Source organism: Hansschlegelia sp. KR7-227, from assembly GCF_049446035.1.
In the GTDB taxonomy this organism is placed as follows: domain Bacteria; phylum Pseudomonadota; class Alphaproteobacteria; order Rhizobiales; family Methylopilaceae; genus Methylopila.
In genome coordinates this window covers 122256-141704 of the sequence record NZ_JBMSEA010000002.1, presented here as the reverse complement: position 1 = coordinate 141704, position 19449 = coordinate 122256, and the positions used below count along the sequence as shown (strand labels likewise).

Annotated in this window: 15 protein-coding genes; 10 read left to right on the top strand and 5 right to left on the bottom strand. The window is 69.6% G+C overall.

The features are described 5' to 3' along the window. The first annotated feature begins 4 nt into the window (after window positions 1–4). From ACO2RJ_RS16175 to ACO2RJ_RS16160, 4 genes are all read left to right on the top strand, one after another. Complete coding sequence (locus tag ACO2RJ_RS16175; RefSeq protein ID WP_423269156.1) at window positions 5–1144, top strand: alpha-D-ribose 1-methylphosphonate 5-triphosphate diphosphatase; 1140 nt, start codon at window positions 5–7, stop codon at window positions 1142–1144. Continuing rightward, the gene (locus ACO2RJ_RS16170; RefSeq protein ID WP_423269155.1) at window positions 1141–1842 is read left to right on the top strand and encodes a DUF1045 domain-containing protein; all 702 of its coding nucleotides are present in this window, start codon (window positions 1141–1143) and stop codon (window positions 1840–1842) included. The genes ACO2RJ_RS16175 and ACO2RJ_RS16170 overlap by 4 nt, the downstream gene beginning before the upstream one ends. Window positions 1843–1905: 63 nt before the next feature. Further along, a complete protein-coding gene (locus ACO2RJ_RS16165) occupies window positions 1906–2553 on the top strand; it encodes a DUF1007 family protein (protein ID WP_423269154.1) in 648 nt (215 codons plus the stop codon). Next, complete coding sequence (locus ACO2RJ_RS16160) at window positions 2550–3536, top strand: nickel/cobalt transporter (RefSeq protein ID WP_423269153.1); 987 nt, start codon at window positions 2550–2552, stop codon at window positions 3534–3536. The genes ACO2RJ_RS16165 and ACO2RJ_RS16160 overlap by 4 nt, the downstream gene beginning before the upstream one ends. On the opposite strand, the gene ACO2RJ_RS16155 is transcribed toward ACO2RJ_RS16160, so the two are convergent. Further along, window positions 3477–4226 (bottom strand): ArsR/SmtB family transcription factor, encoded by a 750-nt coding sequence (locus tag ACO2RJ_RS16155; RefSeq protein ID WP_423269152.1) that lies wholly within the window; start codon window positions 4224–4226, stop codon window positions 3477–3479. The genes ACO2RJ_RS16160 and ACO2RJ_RS16155 overlap by 60 nt on opposite strands. A 140-nt stretch (window positions 4227–4366) precedes the next feature. Between ACO2RJ_RS16155 and ACO2RJ_RS16150 the strand changes: the two genes are divergently transcribed. The 4 genes from ACO2RJ_RS16150 to ACO2RJ_RS16135 all read left to right on the top strand — a co-directional run bounded on the left by ACO2RJ_RS16150 (window position 4367) and on the right by ACO2RJ_RS16135 (window position 7482). Next, on the top strand, window positions 4367–4711 hold the full coding sequence (locus ACO2RJ_RS16150) for an antibiotic biosynthesis monooxygenase family protein (RefSeq protein ID WP_423269151.1): 345 nt from the start codon (window positions 4367–4369) through the stop codon (window positions 4709–4711). Between the two features lie 146 nt (window positions 4712–4857). Continuing rightward, window positions 4858–5916, top strand: coding sequence for a ferrochelatase (gene hemH / locus ACO2RJ_RS16145; RefSeq protein WP_423269150.1), 1059 nt, complete (start codon window positions 4858–4860; stop codon window positions 5914–5916). A gap of 78 nt (window positions 5917–5994) precedes the next feature. Continuing rightward, entirely contained in the window at window positions 5995–7026 is a 1032-nt protein-coding gene (locus ACO2RJ_RS16140) for an SPFH domain-containing protein (protein ID WP_423269149.1), read from the top strand. Window positions 7027–7029: 3 nt separating this feature from the next. Further along, a complete protein-coding gene (locus ACO2RJ_RS16135) occupies window positions 7030–7482 on the top strand; it encodes an NfeD family protein (protein WP_423269148.1) in 453 nt (150 codons plus the stop codon). 26 nt (window positions 7483–7508) lie between these two features. Here the strand turns inward: ACO2RJ_RS16135 and ACO2RJ_RS16130 are convergent, their stop codons facing one another. Beyond that, the gene (locus ACO2RJ_RS16130; protein WP_423269147.1) at window positions 7509–9050 is read right to left on the bottom strand and encodes an aldehyde dehydrogenase family protein; all 1542 of its coding nucleotides are present in this window, start codon (window positions 9048–9050) and stop codon (window positions 7509–7511) included. 130 nt (window positions 9051–9180) lie between these two features. Here ACO2RJ_RS16130 and putA point away from each other — a divergent pair, with 130 nt between their 5' ends. Continuing rightward, window positions 9181–12885: a bifunctional proline dehydrogenase/L-glutamate gamma-semialdehyde dehydrogenase PutA gene (gene putA, locus ACO2RJ_RS16125; protein ID WP_423269146.1), complete on the top strand. Its 3705-nt coding sequence runs from the start codon at window positions 9181–9183 to the stop codon at window positions 12883–12885. Window positions 12886–12921: 36 nt separating this feature from the next. Here putA and ACO2RJ_RS16120 read toward each other — a convergent pair whose 3' ends face one another. Continuing rightward, complete coding sequence (locus ACO2RJ_RS16120; RefSeq protein ID WP_423269145.1) at window positions 12922–15084, bottom strand: calcium-binding protein; 2163 nt, start codon at window positions 15082–15084, stop codon at window positions 12922–12924. Window positions 15085–15743: 659 nt separating this feature from the next. Next, on the bottom strand, window positions 15744–16535 hold the full coding sequence (locus ACO2RJ_RS16115; protein WP_423269144.1) for an EAL domain-containing protein: 792 nt from the start codon (window positions 16533–16535) through the stop codon (window positions 15744–15746). 101 nt (window positions 16536–16636) lie between these two features. Between ACO2RJ_RS16115 and ACO2RJ_RS16110 the strand changes: the two genes are divergently transcribed. Further along, complete coding sequence (locus tag ACO2RJ_RS16110; protein ID WP_423269143.1) at window positions 16637–18529, top strand: propionyl-CoA synthetase; 1893 nt, start codon at window positions 16637–16639, stop codon at window positions 18527–18529. A gap of 57 nt (window positions 18530–18586) precedes the next feature. Here the strand turns inward: ACO2RJ_RS16110 and ACO2RJ_RS16105 are convergent, their stop codons facing one another. Then, window positions 18587–19285, bottom strand: a complete 699-nt coding sequence (locus ACO2RJ_RS16105) for a DUF1013 domain-containing protein (protein WP_423269142.1) — start codon at window positions 19283–19285, stop codon at window positions 18587–18589. Window positions 19286–19449: the final 164 nt, after the last annotated feature.

Here is a 19449-nt window from a genome sequence, read left to right as displayed (position 1 = left end):
CGAGATGGATGAAATCCTCACCAACGCCCGGCTGGTTCTCGACGACCGCGTCGTCCTCGGGACCCTGACGCATGCCGGCGGCGTGATCCGCGATCTCTCCGAAGGCGTCTCTTCGCTGCCCGGCGCGGTCGACCTTGACGGCGATCTGCTGGCGCCCGGCCTGATCGAGTGCCACACCGACAACCTGGAAAAGCACGCGGCTCCGCGGCCGGGCGTGGTCTGGCCCGACGCGCTGGCCGCCGCTCTCGCCCATGACGCCCAGATGGCGACGTCGGGCGTCACCACCGTCTACGACGCCCTGTTCGTCGGCGGCTATGAGGTCGAGGACGATCCGCGCAAGCACATCCTTCCCACGCTCGCGGCGGCGATCGAGACTGGCGTCGCCGAAGGGGTGTTCCGGATCGACCATCGGCTGCATCTGCGCTGCGAGCTCAGCGACCCGGAACTGCCCGAGCGGCTCGCCCCGCATTTGGGTCGGCCTCTGGTCGGGCTGGTGTCGCTGATGGACCACACGCCCGGCCAGCGGCAATGGCGCGACGTGGCGGCGCTGAAGCGCTTCATGGTCCGGGAAGGCCTCGCCGCCGCCGACGCGGAGGCGCTGCTCGCGCGGCGGATGCGGCTCGGCGTCGAGGCGGCCGCCGTCAACCGTCCTTACGTGCTCGACCTGTTCCGAAACGCGCCGATCCGGCTCGCGAGCCATGACGACACGACCGAGGCCCATGTCGCGGAGGCCGTCGAATCCGGCTGCGCGATCTCGGAATTCCCGACCACGATGGCGGCCGCGCGCGCCGCCCACGCGGCCGGGCTGGCGGTCGTCGCCGGAGCGCCGAACGTGGTGCGCGGAGGATCGCACGCCGGAGGCGTCGCGGCCGAGGACCTCGCGCGCGAAGGCGTGCTGGACGCGCTGTCGTCGGACTACGTCCCCTCCAGCCTTCTCCAGGCGGTGGGGCGGCTGGCGCGCGGACCGGGGATCGCGCTGCACGAGGCCTTCGCCTTCGCGACGTCGAAGCCCGCCGAGATGCTCGGCCTCGCCGATCGCGGGCGGCTGGCGCCGGGGATGAGGGCCGATTTCGTCCGCCTGAGATTCGTGCGCGACACGCCGGTCGTGGCGAGCGTGTCCGTCGCAGGGAGGCGCGTCGCGTGAACGAGTCCCGCTATGCGATCTACTACGCCCCGCCGCCCGACAGCTCGCTGTGGGCCTTCGGCTCGGGCGTGCTGGGCTATGACGCGGCGACCGGCGAGGCCCGGCCCCATCTGACGCCCGAGGGGGTGTCGCCGGCGGAGTTCGCGGCCATGACGGCGCAGCCCCGCCGCTACGGATTCCACGCCACGCTGAAGGCTCCGTTCCGGCTGGCAGAGGGCGTGACGGAGGACGACGTCGTCGAAGCCGGCCATGCGTTTTCGCGCCACCTGAAGGCGTTCGAATTGCCGCCGCTCGAGGTCGGCGCGCTCGACGGCTTCGTCGCGCTGATCGCGCGGTCGATTTCGCCGGAGCTCGACGTGCTCGCCGCCGAATGCGTGGAGGCGTTCGAGCCGTTCCGGCGGCCGCTCGACGCCGCCGAAACGGCCCGCCGCGTCCCGGCGGCCCTGACGCCGCGCCAGCGCGCAGCCCTCGACCGGTGGGGCTATCCCTTCGTGTTCGAGGACTTTCATTTTCACATGACCCTGACCGGAAGCCTCTCAGCGTCCGACGCCGCGACGGTCGCGCCGGGACTTGCCCGCCTCTACGAGGCTTATGTCGGCGCCGCGTCGACCCGGGTCGACGCCGTGACGCTTTATGTCGAAGACGCGCCGGAGCACGGCTTTCGGATCGTTGACCGCTTCGTGTTCGGGGCCGGCTGAGGCGCCGCCGTGTCGCCCAACTTGCGCCCGACAAGGCTCCCTTGTGTCCTCGGAGCCGCCCGCATGACGATTCGGCGACTTGCGCTCGCGGCCTGTCTGCTCGTGGGGTTCGTGGCTCCCGCCGCCGCGCACCCGCATGTCTGGGTGACGGCCCGCAGCGAACTGGTCTACGGCGCCGACGGCCGGCTGAGCGCGGTGCGTCACGCCTGGACGTTCGACGACATGTTCTCGTCCTACGCCACGCAAGGGCTCGACGTGAACGGCGACGGCAAGTTCACGCGCGAGGAGCTCGCGCCGCTCGCCGAGACCAACGTGACGTCGCTGAAGGAGTTCAAGTTCTTCACCTTCGGCAAATACCGCGACAAGCGCGTCGTTTTTTCGGAACCGACCGACTATTGGCTCGAGCAGGTCGACGGCCTGCTGATCCTGCACTTCACATTGCCGGTGAAGGACGGCGCCCCGGACAAGGGCGAAGCGTTCAAGGTCGAGGTCTACGACCCGACCTATTTCGTCGAGTTCCAATTCGCCAAGGACGAGTCCGCGGCGAAGCTCGTTTCGGCGCCGCCCGGTTGCGCCGTCGAGCTCGACCGTCCCAAGGCGCCGGATGCGACGCAGTCGAAGAAGCTGAGCGAAAGCTTCTTCAGCGGCCTGTCCCCCGGCTCGAACTTCGGAGCGCAGTTCTCCAACACGCTGTTCGTCGCCTGCAAATGAAGCTCCGGCGCGTCGACGCATGGCGGGCCGGACTCTTCATCGCCGCGTTCGCCGCCTGCGCGGCCGTCCTCCTGCCGCATGACGCGCTCGCGCAGGCGGCCGGCCCGTTCGGCGTCGGGCGGCCGGACGCGCCGGGAGCGGGCGCGCCGGAGGGCGTTTTCGCCTGGATCGCGGCGAAGCAGTCGGGCTTCTACCAGGCGCTGTCGAGCGCGATCCGGGCGTCGAAGAGTGACCGGTCCGCGCTGATCACGCTCGCCGGCCTGTCCTTCGCCTATGGCGTCTTCCACGCCGCGGGTCCGGGTCACGGCAAGGCCGTGATCTCCTCCTACCTCGTCGCGACGGGCGAAGGGTTTCGCCGCGGGATCGCGTTGTCGGCCGTCGCGGCGCTGGCGCAGGCGGTGACCGCGATCGTCGTCGTCGGCCTGTTCGCGGTCCTTCTCAAAGCGACAAGCATGGCGATGGCGAACGCCACCTGGGGGCTCGAGGCGGCGAGCTATGTCGCGATCGTCCTGGTCGGGCTCTGGCTCGTCTGGCGCAAGGGGCGCGGGCTGCTGGCCGCGCTGCAGGGGAGGTCGGACCACGTCCACGGTCCGGACTGCGCGCACGGCCACGGCGTCGACCCCGGTCTCGTCGAGGGACGGGTCGACTGGCGGCGGGCCGCAGCCGCGGTGCTCGCGATCGGCCTTCGGCCCTGCACCGGCGCGCTTGTCGTGCTGGTGTTCGCCATCGCTCAAGGGATCGCCTGGGCCGGCGTCGCCGCGACCTTCGCGATGGCGGCGGGCACCGCCGTCACGGTCGCGGCGATTGCGGGCCTCGCCGTCGGCGCCAAGGCCACGGCGCTGCGCTTGGCCGCCGCCCGGCCGGGCGCAGGGGCGGTCGTGATCACGGCCCTGGAGGCCTTGGCGGCTCTCGTCGTGCTTGCGCTAGGCGCTCTGTTGCTTGGCGGCCTGCTCGCGACCGGAGTCTCGCCGACCGGCGGCTGACGCGCCGTGGATCGCCTCCGCGAAGAACCGACGGCCGACGGGGGTCACGTCGAGCGTTCGCCCCTCCTTGCGCCGCCTGACGACGCCGTTGCGCAGCAGCGCGTCGAGCAGCGCCGCGCCCAGAGCGCCGGCGAGGTGGTCGCGCCGCTCGCTCCAGTCGAGGCAGCAGCGCGCGAAGGCGCGGCCGGCGCACCGTGTCCGCGCGACGTCGATCCCGAGCGCACGGAACCAGCGCTCGCCGGCAAGCGTCGGCTCGAAGCCGTCATGCCCGCGCCGAAGGAGTTCGCGCGCGACAAGCGCTTCGACCAGCGCCACGGCGAGCGCGCCGGCCATGTGATCGTAGCAGCTGCGCGCTTCCCGGAAGGCGGCCTCCTCGCCGTTGCGGGCCGCGACGCCGGGGCGGGCGACGGCGGCGAGCGTCATCAGCCGCTCGAGGATCTCGGCGATCTCAGGTCCCGCAAGTCGGACGTAGCGATGGCGGCCCTGCGCCGCCACGCTGACGAGGCCCGCCGCTGACATCTTGGCGATGTGAACGCTCGCCGTGGCGGCGCCCACGCCCACCAGGCTCGAAAGCTCCTTGGCCGTGCGAGCGCGCCCGTCCATCAGCACGCCGAGCATCTTGGCGCGGGTAGGGTCGCCGATCAGGGCGGCGGATTCTGCGATCAGCGGATCGGGGACGGAGGCGCTCATGATCCCGAGACTAACGCGGGACGGCGCACCTTTCGACGCCGGACGCTTCGTCCGCGGACGAAGCGTCCGCGCTTGCCATCGCGGGCCCGCGTCGCCCATGTCGTGCTGGAAGCGATACAAACGACACGGGAGGCTCCGCCATGATCGCCGTCATCTTCGAGGTCACTCCGGCCGAAGGCCGCGCGGCCGACTATTTCTCCATGGCGATGCAGCTCAAGGCCGACGTCGAGCAGGCCGACGGCTTCATCTCCGTCGAGCGGTTCGAGAGCGTGACGAATCCCGGCAAATTCGTCTCGCTCTCGTTTTGGCGCGACGAGGAGGCGCTGATGAAGTGGCGCGCCCATGGACGCCATCAGGTCATGCAGAAGGCCGGTCGCGGCGGCGTGTTCGCGGACTACCGCCTGCGGGTCGCGGGCGTGATCCGGGATTACGGCATGACCGAGCGCGCCGACGCGCCGGAGGACGCCGTCGCCCTGCACGGCTGACGCGCGGGCGTCCGCCGCGGATCTCTCCTCGACTGCGATCTCATCCGGGTCGGCCTGCGTAGGCGGTACGCAGCGTGCGCCGATGACGCGGGCGTCTGCGCTCTCTATCTATCCGACCTGTTCCAATTCGGAGTGCGCCCTTTTCGATGAACGCCCCCTTGCCCCCGGGCGACGCGCGCGCCGTGCGGCTGCCGGTCGACCACCCGCCCGTCAAGGTCGGACGCATCGGCGTGCTGATCGTCAATCTCGGCACGCCGGACGGGACCGACTACTGGTCCATGCGCCGCTACCTCAAGGAGTTCCTCTCGGATCGGCGCGTGATCGAGACGCCGCGTCTGCTCTGGTGGCCGCTGCTGAACCTGGTCATCCTGACGACGCGCCCCGGCCGCAAGGGCAAAGACTACGCGTCGATCTGGAACAAGGAACGCGACGAGAGCCCGTTGCGGACCATCACCCGGGCGCAATCCGAGAAGCTTGCGGCGTGTCTCGCCGATTTCGCCCCGACGGTCGTCGTGGATTGGGCGATGCGCTACGGCAATCCGTCGATCGCCTCCCGGATCGAAGCGCTGCAGGGCCAGGGCTGCGACCGCATTCTGCTCGTGCCGCTCTATCCGCAATACGCCGCCGCGACCTCCGCGACCGTGTGCGACAAGGCGTTCGAGGCGCTCAAGGCCATGCGCTGGCAGCCGGTGCTCAGGGTCGCGCCGCCCTGGGCCGACGATCCCGTCTACATCGACGCCCTGACGACCTCGCTGAAGGCGGAGCTCGCGAAGCTCAGCTTCGAGCCCGAAATCATCCTCGCCTCGTTCCACGGGGTTCCGAAAGCCTATCTCGACAAAGGCGATCCGTATCATTGCCAGTGCCACAAGACCGCGCGGCTGATGCGCGAGGCGCTCGGGATGGACGAGCAGCGCTTCCGCATCACCTTCCAGTCCCGCTTCGGGCCCGCGGAATGGCTTCAGCCCTACACCGACAAGACGGTCGAGGCGCTCGCGAAGCAGGGGGTCAAGAACATCGCCGTCTGCATGCCCGGCTTCACCGCGGACTGCCTGGAGACGCTCGAGGAGATCGCCGTCGAGAACGCCGAAATCTTCAAGCACAATGGCGGCGAGAACTTTGCGGCGATCCCCTGCCTCAACGATTCCGTCGAAGGCGTGCGGGTGATCGAACACGTGGTCCGGCGCGAATTGATGGGGTGGGTGTAGGCAGGCCCTTCCGGTCCGCACCGCAGCGATGACGCACGGATGGCCGCCGGGTTGCCTTCGTGCGGCGGGTCAGCCTCAATGGGGCATGACAAGGGGAGCGCGCCCGTGAACGACCTCGGCCTGTCCGGTTTCGACATCGCGGCGATCGTGGTCGCCGTGCTGATCATCTTCGTGATCTTCGCCGGCGTGAAGACCGTGCCGCAGGGCTTCAACTACACCGTCGAGCGCTTTCAGAAATACACTCGCACCCTGTCGCCGGGGCTCACTTTGATCGTGCCGTTCATCGACAAGATCGGCCGCAAGGTGAACATGATGGAGCAGGTACTCGACATCCCGAGCCAGGAGGTCATCAGCCGCGACAATGCGACGGTGACGGTGGACGGCGTGTCGTTCTACCAAGTGATCGACGCGCCGCAGGCGTCCTACGAGGTGACCAACCTCGAGCGCGCGATGATGGCGCTGACCATGACCAACATCCGCTCGGTGCTGGGCTCGATGGATCTCGACCACATCCTGTCCCAGCGCGACGAGATCAACACCAAGCTGCTCCATGTCGTCGACGCCGCGGCGGGGCCGTGGGGCGTCAAGGTCACGCGCATCGAGATCAAGGACATCACGCCGCCGGCCGACCTCGTCGCCGCGATGGGCCGGCAGATGAAGGCCGAGCGCGAGAAGCGCGCCTCGATCCTGGTCGCCGAGGGCGCCAAGCAGGCGCAGATCCTGGAGGCCGAGGGCCGCAAGGAGGCGGCGTTCCGCGACGCGGAGGCGCGCGAGCGCTCCGCCCAGGCCGAAGCGACCGCGACCACGATGGTGAGCGAGGCGGTGGCGCGCGGCGACATGGCGGCGCTCAATTACTTCATCGCGCAGAAATATGTGGACGCTCTCAAGAGCATGGCCGCGTCGCCCAACCAGAAGATCCTCGTGCTGCCCTATGAGGCGACGGCCCTGCTTGGCTCGCTCGGCGGCATCGCGGAGATCGCCCGCGACACCTTCGGCGGCGCCGGCGCCGCGACGCCGGCCGCGCGCGCGACGGCGCCCTCCCGCGGCGCCGGCGTGCCGCGCGCGACCGGCTCGCTCGGACCGACTCCTCCGGCCGGCGGAGCCGCCTGAGCGATGCTCCAGAACCTCGTCGTCGAGCTTGGCGCCTGGCGCTGGTTCGTCTTCGGCCTGCTTCTTCTGATGGCGGAGCTTGTCGCGCCCGGCACGGTGCTGCTGTGGCTCGGCCTGGCCGCCATCGTCGTCGGCGTCATCGCCTTCTTCCTCGATCCCGGCTGGCAGGTCGAGGTGGTCGCCTTCGCGGCGCTGGGGCTCGCCGCGGCGGTCGCCTGGTGGCGTTTCGGCCGCCCGAACAACGCGGCCGAAAGCGACCGGCCGATGCTGAACCGGCGGGCCGAGCGCCACGTCGGCAAGGTGTTCATGCTCGAAGCGCCGATCGTGAACGGCGACGGCCGCATGCGCATCGACGACACGACATGGCGAGTGTCTGGCCCCGATCTGCCGGCCGGCGCGCGCGTCCGGGTGGCGGGCGCGGACGGCATCACGCTGCTGGTCGTCGCGGAGGCCTGAACGGAAGGCGTGGGGCTATAGCTTCGTCAGCCGAGATCGAAGCGCACGCCCTGCGCCAGTGGCAGGCCGGACCCGTAGTTGATCGTGTTGGTCGCGCGCCGCATGTAGGCCTTCCAACTGTCGGAGCCGGACTCGCGCCCGCCGCCGGTTTCCTTTTCGCCTCCGAAAGCGCCGCCGATTTCCGCGCCCGACGGTCCGATGTTGACGTTGGCGATGCCGCAGTCCGAGCCCCGGACGGACAGGAAGGCTTCGGCCTCGCGGAGATCGTTGGTGAAGATCGACGACGCCAGTCCCTGAGCGACGGCGTTGTGCAGCGCCAGCGCTTCGTCGAGGTCGTCGACGCGGAGCACGTAGAGGATCGGCGCGAAGGTCTCCTCCAGCATCGGCCCGGTCTGCGCCGGCGTTTCGACCAAAGCCGGGCGGACGTAGACGCCGCCTTCGACGCCGGGGATCGCGAGCCGCTCGCCGCCGGACACGGCGCCGCCGGCAGCCTTCGCGGCGGAGAGGGCGCGGCTCATCGCGTCGAAGGCGGCCTCGTCGATCAGAGGGCCGACCAGCGTCTCGTCCTCGAGCGGATCGCCGATTCGGGCGGTGGCGAAGGCCGCCTTCAAACGGGCGATCAGCGCGTCGTAGACCGCGCCATGCACGAACAGCCGCCGCAGCGTGGTGCAGCGTTGGCCGGCCGTGCCCATCGCTGAAAAGGCGACGGCGCGCAGCGTCAGTTCGAGGTCGGCGCTGGGGCGGACGATCGCGCCGTTGTTGCCGCCGAGCTCCAGCAGGGCGCGCGCGAAGCGACGGGCGAGGCGGGGGCCGACGACCCGGCCCATCGCGGTCGAGCCGGTGGCGGAGACCAGCGGGACAAGCGGATGGTCGACAAGCGCCTCACCCGTGTCCCGTCCGCCGACGACGACCGCGGACAATCCGTCCGGCGCGTCGCCGCCCTCCGCCCGGAAGCGGGCGATCGCCCGCTCGAGCAGCGCCTGGGTTGCGAGCGCCGTCAGCGGGGTCTTCTCGGACGGCTTCCAGACCACCGCGTTTCCGCAGACCAAAGCGAGCGCCGCGTTCCAGGCCCAGACCGCCACGGGGAAATTGAACGCCGAGATCGCCCCGACGACGCCGAGCGGATGCCAGACCTCCATCATCCGGTGATCCGGGCGCTCGCTCGCGATGGTCAGGCCGTGGAGCTGGCGGGAGAGGCCGACCGCGAAGTCGCAGACGTCAATCATCTCCTGCACCTCGCCGAGCCCTTCGGAGAGAATCTTTCCGCACTCGATCGTGACGAGCCGCCCAAGGCCCGCCTTGGCCTCCCGCAGCTCCAGCCCAAACAGGCGCACGAGTTCGCCGCGTCTCGGCGCGGGAACGGCGCGCCAGACGAGGTGAGCCGCTTGCGCCGCCTCGATTGTCCGCCCGACCTCCGCGGTGTCGGCCGTCGCGAGACGGCCGACGGCGGAGCCGTCGATCGGCGACCGGACCTCGAGGCCGCCGTCGGCGCGAGGCGCGCTCGCGGCGCCGAAGCCGACGAGCAGCGCTTCGACCTCGGCGGAGAAGTTGCGGCTGACGGCGCTCATGTTTCTCAATAGCAATCCCAAGGACGCCGCACGAGGGGCGGACCCGCCTCGCTGGAGCGGGCCGCGAAAGCGCCGCAGGCTCTGGACGTCCTGTGCGTTTCAGGATGGGCCGTAGCCGGAACGCGTCGATATGGCGTCTGCGGGAGACACGCGGGTGGCTGAGGTTTCAATCGGCGACACGAGCGGCCGGCCGTTCGAGGCGTTTCGCGACGGGCTCCCGCGGCGCGATCCGCTGCGTCGCGCCGTCACCGCCGCGACGTTCCTGTCCGAGAGGGATTGCGTGCTTCCGCTGCTGGACGCCGCCGCGCTTCCGGCGGCCAAGCTCGCTTCGGCGCAGGCGCTGGCGAGGAAGCTCGTCGCCGCGCTGCGCGCCAACGGGCCGCGCCAGGGGGTCGAAGGGCTCATCCAGGAGTATCGCCTGTCCACGGAGGAGGGCGTCGCGCTGATGTGCCTCGCCGAGGCGCTGCTGCGCATCCCGGACTCCGCCACCCGCGACGCGTTGATTCGCGACAAGATCGGCGGCGCGGACTGGAGCGCGCATCTCGGCCACAGCCCTTCCGTGTTCGTGAACGCCGCGACCTGGGGCCTCCTCGTCACCGGCAAACTCACGACGGCCGCGAGCGAGGCGACGCTCGGCTCGGCGCTCATGCGCCTCGTCGCGCGAAGCGGGGAGCCGATCGTCCGGGCCGGCGTAGACCTCGCCATGCGGCTGCTCGGCGAACAGTTCGTCGCGGGCGAGACCATCGAGCAGGCGATCGCGCGCAGCCGGGCCTATGAGGCGAAAGGCTTCCGCTACTCCTACGACATGCTGGGCGAGGCGGCCGCGACGGCGGACGACGCCGCGCGCTACTTCGACGCCTATGAGGGCGCGATCCGCGCCATCGGCCGCGCCGCAGCGGGGGCCGGCGTGATCGAGCGCCCGGGCATCTCCATCAAGCTGTCGGCGCTGCACCCGCGCTACGTGCGCCCTCAACGCGCGCGGGTCATGGCGGAGCTGCTTCCCCGGCTCGTCCGTCTGGCGGCGCTGGCCCGGCGGTTCGACATCGGCTTCAACATCGACGCCGAGGAGGCGGACCGGCTCGAGCTGTCGCTCGAACTGCTCGAGGCGCTCTGCTTCGAGCGGGAGTGCCAGGGTTGGGACGGCGTCGGCTTCGTCGTCCAGGCCTATGGCAAGCGCGCGCCTTACGTGATCGATTGGCTGATCGATCTGGCTCGCCGGTCCCGCCGGCGGCTGATGCTCAGGCTCGTCAAGGGCGCCTACTGGGACAGCGAGATCAAGCGTGCGCAGACGCTCGGGCTTCCCGACTTCCCTGTCCTGACGCGCAAGGCGCACACCGACGTCAGCTACCTCGCCTGCGCCCGGAAGATGCTTTCGGCGCCCGAGGCGATCTATCCGCAGTTCGCGACGCACAACGCGATGACGCTTGCGACCGTGCACGAGATGGCGGGCCCCGAAAGCCCCGTCGAGAGCTACGAGTTCCAGTGCCTCCATGGCATGGGCGAGCCGCTCTACGAGCAGGTCGTGGGACCGGACCGGCTGGGCCGACCGTGCCGGATCTATGCGCCGGTCGGCGATCACAGGACGCTGCTCGCCTATCTCGTCCGCCGCCTTCTCGAGAACGGCGCGAACTCGTCTTTCGTCAACCGCTTGGCCGACCCCGGCGTCGCCCTCGACGACCTCGTCGCCGATCCGGTCGCCGCCGCGAGGGCGTGCGGAGAGATCGGCGCGCCGCATCCCGCGATCGCGGCTCCGCGCGATCTTTACGCGCCGGCGCGGCGGAACTCCGCCGGCGTCGATCTTTCCGACGAGGACGCGCTTGAGCGTCTCGCCGACGCTCTGCCCCAAGCTGCGGCGCGCGGGTGGTTCGCCGCGCCGGCGCTCGCCGACGGGGCCCGCGACGGTCCGCGTCGCGCGATCCGCAACCCGGCCCGGCGCGACGACGTCGTGGGCTATGCGACCGACGCCACGCAGGCCGACGTCGACGCCGCCTTCGGCTTCGCGCGCGCGGCGGAGGCGGGCTGGGCGGGAACGCCGCCGGCCGCGCGCGCCGCAATGCTCGGCCGAGCGGCCGATTTCCTCGAGGAGCGCGCCGCCGAGTTGTATGGCCTGCTGGTGCAGGAGGCCGGAAAGACCCTCTCGGCCTCTGTGTCCGACGTGCGCGAGGCGGCGGATTTTCTCCGCTATTACGGCGCCGAGGCCGCGGGGTGGAACGCGGAAACGACAGGGCCGCTCGGAACCGTGGTCTGCATCAGCCCGTGGAATTTTCCGCTTGCGATCTTCACCGGGCAGGTCGCGGCGGCGCTCGCCGCCGGGAATTGCGTGCTGGCGAAGCCGGCCGAGGAGACGCCGCTGATCGCCGCCGAGACGGTCGCGCTGCTGCGCAGGGCGGGCCTTCCGGCGGGCGCGCTCCAGCTGCTGCCCGGAGACGGCGCCCTCGGCGCCGCGCTGGTCGCGGACCCTCGCGCGGACGGCGTCCTGTTCACCGGATCGACCGACGTTGCGCGTCTGATCCAGAAGGCGCTCGCCGGGCGGCTCGGCCGCGACGGGCGGCCGGTTCCTCTGGTCGCGGAGACCGGCGGCCAGAACGCGATGGTGGTCGACTCCTCCGCCCTCGCGGAGCAGGTGGTCGCAGACGCGCTCGCCTCGGCCTTCGACAGCGCGGGCCAGCGCTGCTCGGCGCTTCGGGCGCTCTGCCTCCAGGAGGACGTCGCCGACCGCATCCAGACGATGCTCGAAGGCGCGATGGCGGAACTCGTCGTCGGCGACCCCGAGCGGCTCGCGACCGACGTCGGGCCGGTCATCTCCGGCGAGGCGAAGGCTGAGATCGACGCCCATGTCGCAGAAATGCGCGGCCATGGCCGTCGCGTGGTCGCCGCCGATCTTCCGGACGCCTGCCGGGCCGGTTCCTTCGTAGCGCCGACGCTGATCGAGATCCCGCATGTCGGAGCGCTCGAACGCGAAGTGTTCGGCCCGGTCCTGCACGTCGTGCGCTTTCAGCGCGACGATTTGGACCGGCTGTTGGACCAGATCCAGTCCACCGGCTACGGCCTGACCTTCGGGCTGCACACGCGGATCGCCGAGACCATCGAGCGCGTGGCAGGGCCCTCCAGGGCCGGGAACGTCTACGTCAACCGCAACATGGTGGGGGCCGTCGTCGGTTCTCAGCCCTTCGGCGGCCATGGGCTCTCAGGAACCGGGCCGAAGGCCGGCGGACCGCTCTACCTCCGTCGCCTGCTGAGCCGGAGGCCGATCGAGACCGGACTTCGCGGGGCGGCGCCGCCCATCGCAATCGCCTGGGCCGACTATCTGCGTCGCACCGGTCGGCCGGTTCTGGCCGACCGGTGCCGACGTCTGGCCGATCGTTCGCCGCTCGGCGCCGTTCTGGAGTTGCCGGGCCCCGTCGGCGAACGCAACAGCTACGGGCTTCTCGGGCACGGGACCGTGCTGTGCCGGGCGCGTCGGGAGGATGACCTGTTCGTCCAGATCGGCGCGGCCCTCGCCGTCGGGGCCGTTGCGCTGGTCGACACGGAGCCCTCGGTCGAAGCCGAACTCGTCGGTCTCGAAGGTTCGCTCGCGGCGGCTGTCGTCGTCGCGCGGCTGAATCCCTCCCGTCCGATCGCAGCGGCTCTTGTCGAGGACGAGAGGGCGGCGATTCTCGCGACTTTGCGCGAAATGTCCGATCGGACAGGCCCGATCGTTCCGGCCCATGTCGCGCCGGCGCGCGATCGCGACGACGCGGACGGCCCGCTCGAATGGCTCGTCCGGGAGCGCAGCCTTAGCGTCAACACCGCGGCCGCCGGCGGCGACGCCACGCTGCTCGCGCTCGAAAGCTGAGCCGACGGCGGCCCGGCCGATGCGGGACAGCCGTCGTCAGGTCAGGAAATTGTCCCCTGAGAGATCGTCGACGGCTACGCCGCGCAGCAGCACGCGGGCGGCGAGCGTGCCGCTGACCGTGAGCTCGATGACCGTGTCGCCGCCGCTCTGTTCGGCCGCGGCGAGCAGTTCGCCCGGCGTGTCGTAATTCGCGCCGAAGCCAACGAAGTCCAGGAGGTCGATCCGGGCGTCGAAGTTCGTGATCACGTCGGAGCCGTCGCCGCGGTGAAACACGAAAGTGTCCTGGTTCACGCCGCCGGTCAGCGAGTCGTTCGCCTTGCCGCCGTCGATCCGGTTGCGGCCGTCTCCGCCGTCGATCGTGTCGGCGCCGCCGCCGCCGGCGATCGTGTCGTTCTCGGTTCCGCCGAAGATGCGGTCGAGCCCTTCGCCGCCGTCGAGCGAATCATTGCCGGCCGCGCCGTCGATCGTGTCGGACTGAAAGCCGCCGGTGATGGTGTCGTTGTCGGCTCCGCCGTAGAGGGAGTCGGCGTCCAGCCCGCCGTCGATCAGGTCGCGGCCGTCGCCGCCGGAGAGGTAGTCATTGCCGGCGTCGCCCTTCAGCGTGTCGTTATCGGAGTTTCCGGAGAGCGTGTCCGCCCCGGAATTGCCGAACAGCGAGTCCCGTCCGGCGCTCCCCCCGCTGATGTAGTCGTTGCCCGAAGACCCGTCGATCGTGTCGTCGAAAATCGATCCGTTGAAGCTGTCGGCCTTGGTCGAGCCGCGCTGGTCGAGCCAGTCGTCGTCGGGCCGCACCAGGCTGATGCGCGCGCCGTTGTTGAGCTCGACGCGCTCCACCAGCGCGGCCGAATTCACGCCTGAGGCGTACTGCCCCGCGATGGTGATCGTCGACGAGCCGTTTTCGATGACGAGGCTCGTGCCGTCGACGTGGAAGTCGAGGCTGGCGGCTCCGATGCCGGCGCCGAACCGGACCGTGTCCACGCCGCCGTTGAAGCTTTCCGAGATGGAGTCGCGGCCGAAGCCCGCCGAGAACACATAGGTGTCGTTGCCGGCCCCGCCGGAGAGATAATCGTCGCCCTTGCCGCCGATGAGCCGGTCGTTTCCTTCGACGCCGGACAGCGTGTCGTTGCCCGCGCCGCCGTCGAGCGTGTCCTGGAAGATCGAGCCGTCGAAGCGGTCCGCCGCGCTGCCGCCGGTGCGTGTCAGCCAGTCCTTGTCGACGTTGCGGATGTTGAGGGCCGCGCCTTGCGCGAACTCAAGCCTTTCGAACAGCGCATTGCCGCTCTGGCCGGACGAATACTGGCTGTTCAAGGTGATCTTGTCGCTCGCTCCGCGCTCGATCACCAGCGACGTGCCCTGCACGCTGATCCGAAGGCTGGCCTGGGTGATGCCGGCGAGGAACTGGACGACGTCAGTGCCGCCGCCGAAGCTCTCGGAGGCGCCGTCGATGCCCCATCCGGTCCCGAAGCGGTAGATGTCATTCCCGGCGCCGCCCGACAGATTGTCGTTGTCCTTGCCGCCGATCAGGATGTCGTTGTTCTCGCCGCCGGTCAGATTGTCGTTGCCGCTGCGCCCGTCGAGCGTGTCGCGGAAGATCGAGCCCGTCATGTAGTCGCCGGCCGTCGTGCCGACCCGGTTCAGCCAGGCCGGATCCGGCCGCGAGACGTCGAGCGACGTGCCGTCGTCGAAGCGGATCCGGCTGACCGGGGTCCCGGAGCCCACGCCGAGCGAGTATTGGCCGTTGACGAAGATGGAGTTGCTGCCGAGTGAGACGATCAGGTCGTCGTTCTCGACCCGGAAATCCAGCTTGGCGGGGTTGATGCCGGCGAACTCGATGACGTCGCGGCCCGTCGCGGCGCTGGGGTTGATGTAGTCCTGGCCCCAGGCGGGACCGAAACGGTAGACGTCCGTGCCGTCTCCGCCGTTCAGGTTGTCGTTGCCGGAGCCGCCGATCAGCGTGTCGGCGCCGGCGCCGCCGATCAGGTTGTCGCCGTCGGCCCCGCCGTCGAGCAGGTCGTTGCCGTCCTCGCCGCTGAGATAATCGCTGCCTCCCGCCGTCTGGACGGTGTCGGCGCCGCCCCCGGCGTAGACCTGGTCCGCGTCCGCGCCCGGCTTCGAGCCCTCAGGGTTGCGCGTCACGCCCGCGGAGACGACTCCGGGCGTGATCGTATTGCTGCCGGCGGTTCCGGTGAAAATGGCCATGGGTCAGCGCCTTCCCCTGCAAGAGCACTTAACGGCGTCTTTGGCTTTGTCCGCTTGGTCGCCACACCGGCGCACACAAGTCCGGGCCCCACGACCCGGCGCACGAAGCCTCAATCGCCTCACGACGGCACACACAAAGAGACGGGCGAGCGACGTCGCGTCGTAGCGATCCTATAAGGACTTCTTTTGGAACTATAATCGGGGGCGGCAGCGAGTCAATAAAGCTGATGACGCCTCGTTATCAGGCGATAAGCAGCTGCGTGATTGGATCATTTTGGTTGTAAATCGCCCTCAGGCAAAGGCCTCGTGGCGGATCGCTGTCTGGCGGGGGGCCTTCCGGGCGCGGAGCCTGAGCAGCCCGATTTCGGCCTGTGGAAGGTCTGCGGCGGACAAGACGAATGGTCCGGTGGACAGGCGTCGGCCGCCTCCACATCCCGCTTGCGCGGGTCGGCCGATCGTCCCATCTTTCGCGTGTCGTCAACGTAACCGAAAGGAGGTGATCCAGTGTCTCATTGTCACGATCCGCGCTCTGTGAGAGCGACGGCCTGGATCTCCGCCGCGAGCGGGGCAGCCGCCTGAGTTTCAGGCGGGGGTCGTTCGGTCCTCAGACCGCGATCTGCAATGGGAGGGGTCGTCTTTCGGGGCGGCCCCTCCGTCGTTCAGCCGGCGCGACGATCCGATGAGGGCACGGGGAGCGTGACGTGAGGCAACGTCTCGAAGCCCGGACGAGCGAAGTAGTAGCCCTGCAGCAGGGTGAGTTCCATCGCCTTGAGGCAGGTCATCTCGGCTTCGGTCTCGACGCCTTCGGCGATGACGAGAATGCCCAGTTCGCGGGCGAGTTGGGCGACGCTCCCGACGATCGCCCTCCGCACGCGGTCGGTCGCGACGCCGCGGACGAGGTCCATGTCGAGCTTGATGATGTCGGGCTGGAACTCGGCGAGCAGATTGAGCCCGGAATGGCCCGCGCCGAAATCATCGATCGCCGTGACGAAACCCTGACGTTTGTACTCTGCGAGGATCCGCATGAGATGCGGGCGATCCTCCACCTTCTCGCCCTCCGTCACCTCGAACATGATCCGCTCGATGGGAAAGCCGGTCCGCCGGGCGGCAGCGAGCGTGGTGCCGAGGCATAGCGACGGCTGGTACACTGCGTTCGGCATGAAATTGATGCTGACGCGGCAAGGCACGCCGAGCTCGGCTGCGAGCTCGACGGCGCGTCTGCGACACAGCTGGTCGAAGGCGAAGCGGTTGTCCGGCGTCACTTGCGCGAGCACCGCCGCCGCCCCTGAACCGTCCTTGCCGCGTACGAGCGCCTCGTAGGCGAACACGGTTCCTGCCGCTATGTCGACGATCGGCTGGAACGCCATGGTGATCTCGGTGGCGAACGGAACGCGGCACCCAGGGCAGCCGACCTCCGCCAAGAGATCGAGGGACTCGTGTCCTTCGCGCATGGCATTGTCCTTCCTGCTCGGACGTCCTGGCTGAACGACGTTCGAGCTTACGGCCGGACAGGTTACGGCGGAGTTTCGGTCCAACACAGGAAAAGACATAGATGACAAGCCGTTACGCCGACGTCCATGCCGCCTCGCTGGCCGATCCGGAAGGGTTCTGGCTCAAAGCCGCGGAGGCGATCGACTGGATCGAGAAGCCGCTTCGCGCGTTCGACGCCGGGCAGGGCGTCTACGGCCGCTGGTTTCCCGACGGGGTGCTCAACGCCTGCCACAACATGCTCGACCGCCACGTCGAGGACGGGCGCGGCGATCAGACCGCGCTGATCTACGACAGCCCCGTCACGGGCGCGAAGCGCAGCTACAGCTACGAGGCGCTGACCGCCGAGGTCTCGGCCTTCGCGGCGATTTTGCAGGATTTTGGAGTGGGGAAGGGCGACCGGGTCGTCATCTACATGCCGATGATCCCCGAGGCGCTGGTCGGCATGTGCGCCTGCACGCGGATCGGCGCGATCCATTCGGTGGTGTTCGGCGGCTTCGCCGCCGCCGAGCTCGCCAAGCGGATCGACGACGCCCGGCCGAAGCTCATCCTGACCGCCTCCTGCGGGATCGAGCCGAGCCGCAAGGTCGCCTACAAGCCGCTGCTCGACCAGGCGATCGCCATGTCGGCGCACGCCCCGGACGACGTCATCCTGTTGCAGCGGCCCGAGCTCAAGGCGGACATGACGCCGGGGCGCGACCACGACTGGGCGGTCCTGCGCGACGCGGCGAAAGGCCGGACGAGCGAATGCGCGCGGATGACCGCGACGGACCCCCTCTACATTCTCTACACCTCCGGAACGACCGGCACGCCGAAGGGCGTGGTGCGCGACACCGGCGGCTATCTCGTGGCGCTCGCCTGGTCGATGACGGGCCTCTACGACGTCAAGCCGGGGGAGGTGTTCTGGTGCGCGTCCGACATCGGCTGGGTGGTCGGGCACTCCTACATCGTCTACGCCCCGCTGCTGCATGGCGCGACCACGGTGCTCTATGAGGGCAAGCCGGTCGGGACCCCCGACGCCGGCGCCTTCTGGCGCGTGATCGCCGAGCACAAGGCGGTCGCGCTGTTCACCGCGCCGACCGCCTTCCGCGCCATCCGCAAGGAGGATCCCACGGGCGAGAAGCTCGCGGGTTACGACCTGTCGAGCCTCCGGGCGCTGTTTCTCGCCGGCGAGAGGGCCGATCCCGCGACGCTCGAATGGGCCGAGGAGAAGCTCGGCGTGCCCGTGATCGACCATTGCTGGCAGACCGAGACCGGCTGGGCGATCGTCGGAAACCCGCTCGGCATCGAGCTGCTGCCGGTGAAGCACGGCTCGCCGACCGTTCCGATGCCCGGCTACGACGTTCAGGTGCTGGACGACGCCGGCCACCCGGCGCCGCCCGGCGCGCTCGGCAACATCGTGATGAAGCTGCCGCTGCCGCCCGGCTGCCTGCCGACGCTCTGGAACGACGAGGCGCGGTTCCGGAAGGGCTATCTCGAAGGCTTTCCGGGCTACTACCAGACCTCCGACGCCGGCTTCATCGACGAGGACGGCTATGTCTTCTTCATGGCGCGCACCGACGACATCATAAACGTCGCGGGCCATCGGCTCTCGACCGGCGGCATGGAGGAGGCGATCGCGAGCCACCCGGACGTCGCCGAATGCGCCGTCGTCGGCGTGGCCGACGCCCTGAAAGGTCAGTCGCCGGTGGGCTTCGTGGTGCTGAAGGCGGGGGTTTCGAAATCGCCGGAGGATCTCGAACGCGAGATCGTGGCCGTGGTGCGCGACAGGATCGGTCCGGTGGCGGCGTTCAAGACCGCGTTCACCGTCGGACGGCTTCCCAAGACGCGCTCCGGCAAGATTCTGCGCGGCACGATGCAGAAGATCGCCGACGGCGAGGATTGGACCATGCCGGCGACGATCGAGGATCCCGCCGCGCTCGACGAAATCGGGGAGGCGATCGCCTCGAGGAAGTGACGCCGCGGCCTCTGCGCGGCGTCGGCGTCGCCGATCGCCGCGGGGGGCCTGCCGCCGTCAGCGACGCTGGTCGTCGTCGTCCTCGTCGTCCGTGTCGTCCCGCTTCAGCTGCTTTAGCTTGGCGAACACGCTCTGGACGTCGAGCTCGCTTTCGGGCGCGTCGGCGGTCGTCACTTCCGCTGGCAGCAGCGTCTCCTCGACCTCTTCCTTGCGGATCACGGCGTCGGGATTGGCTTTCGCGCCCTTGGCCACTTCGAAGTCGAGATCGATCTGCGAGCAGAGCCCGAGCGTCACCGGGTCGGTGGGCGTCAGGTTCTGAGCGTTCCAATGCGTGCGGTCGCGGATGGCGGCGATCGTGGTCTTGGTCGTGCCCACCAGCCGCATGATCTGGCTGTCCTTGAGCTCCGGGTGATTGCGCACGAGCCAGAGGATGGCGTTCGGCCGATCCTGCCGGCGCGAGACCGGCGTGTAACGGGGGCCCTTGCGCGGCTTCACCGGCGGCAGCCGAACCTTGGAGACGGCGAGCTGCAGCCGGTAATCCGGGTTCTTCTGCCCTTTTTCGATTTCCTCGCGGGTGATCTGTCCGGAGGTGATCGGGTCCAGCCCGCGGATGCCCTGGGCCGCCTCGCCGTCGGCGACCGCTTTCACCTCAAGCTCATGCAGCTTGCAGAAGTCGGCGATCTGGGTGAACGACAGCGACGTGTTCTCGACGAGCCAGACCGCGGTCGCCTTCGGCATCAGCGGCGCGTTGGACATGTGACGATTCTCCTCTCGCTCCGGCCGCCGGGGAAGCGGCGGAGCCCTGACCGATATCTCGATGACGGGATGGCGAGCGGTATAGGCCGTCCCGTGCGCCGGCGCAACGCACGGATGTCGCCGCGCGCCCGGTCCGCGCCGGCGGCGCCGGTCCCGCTTCGGGA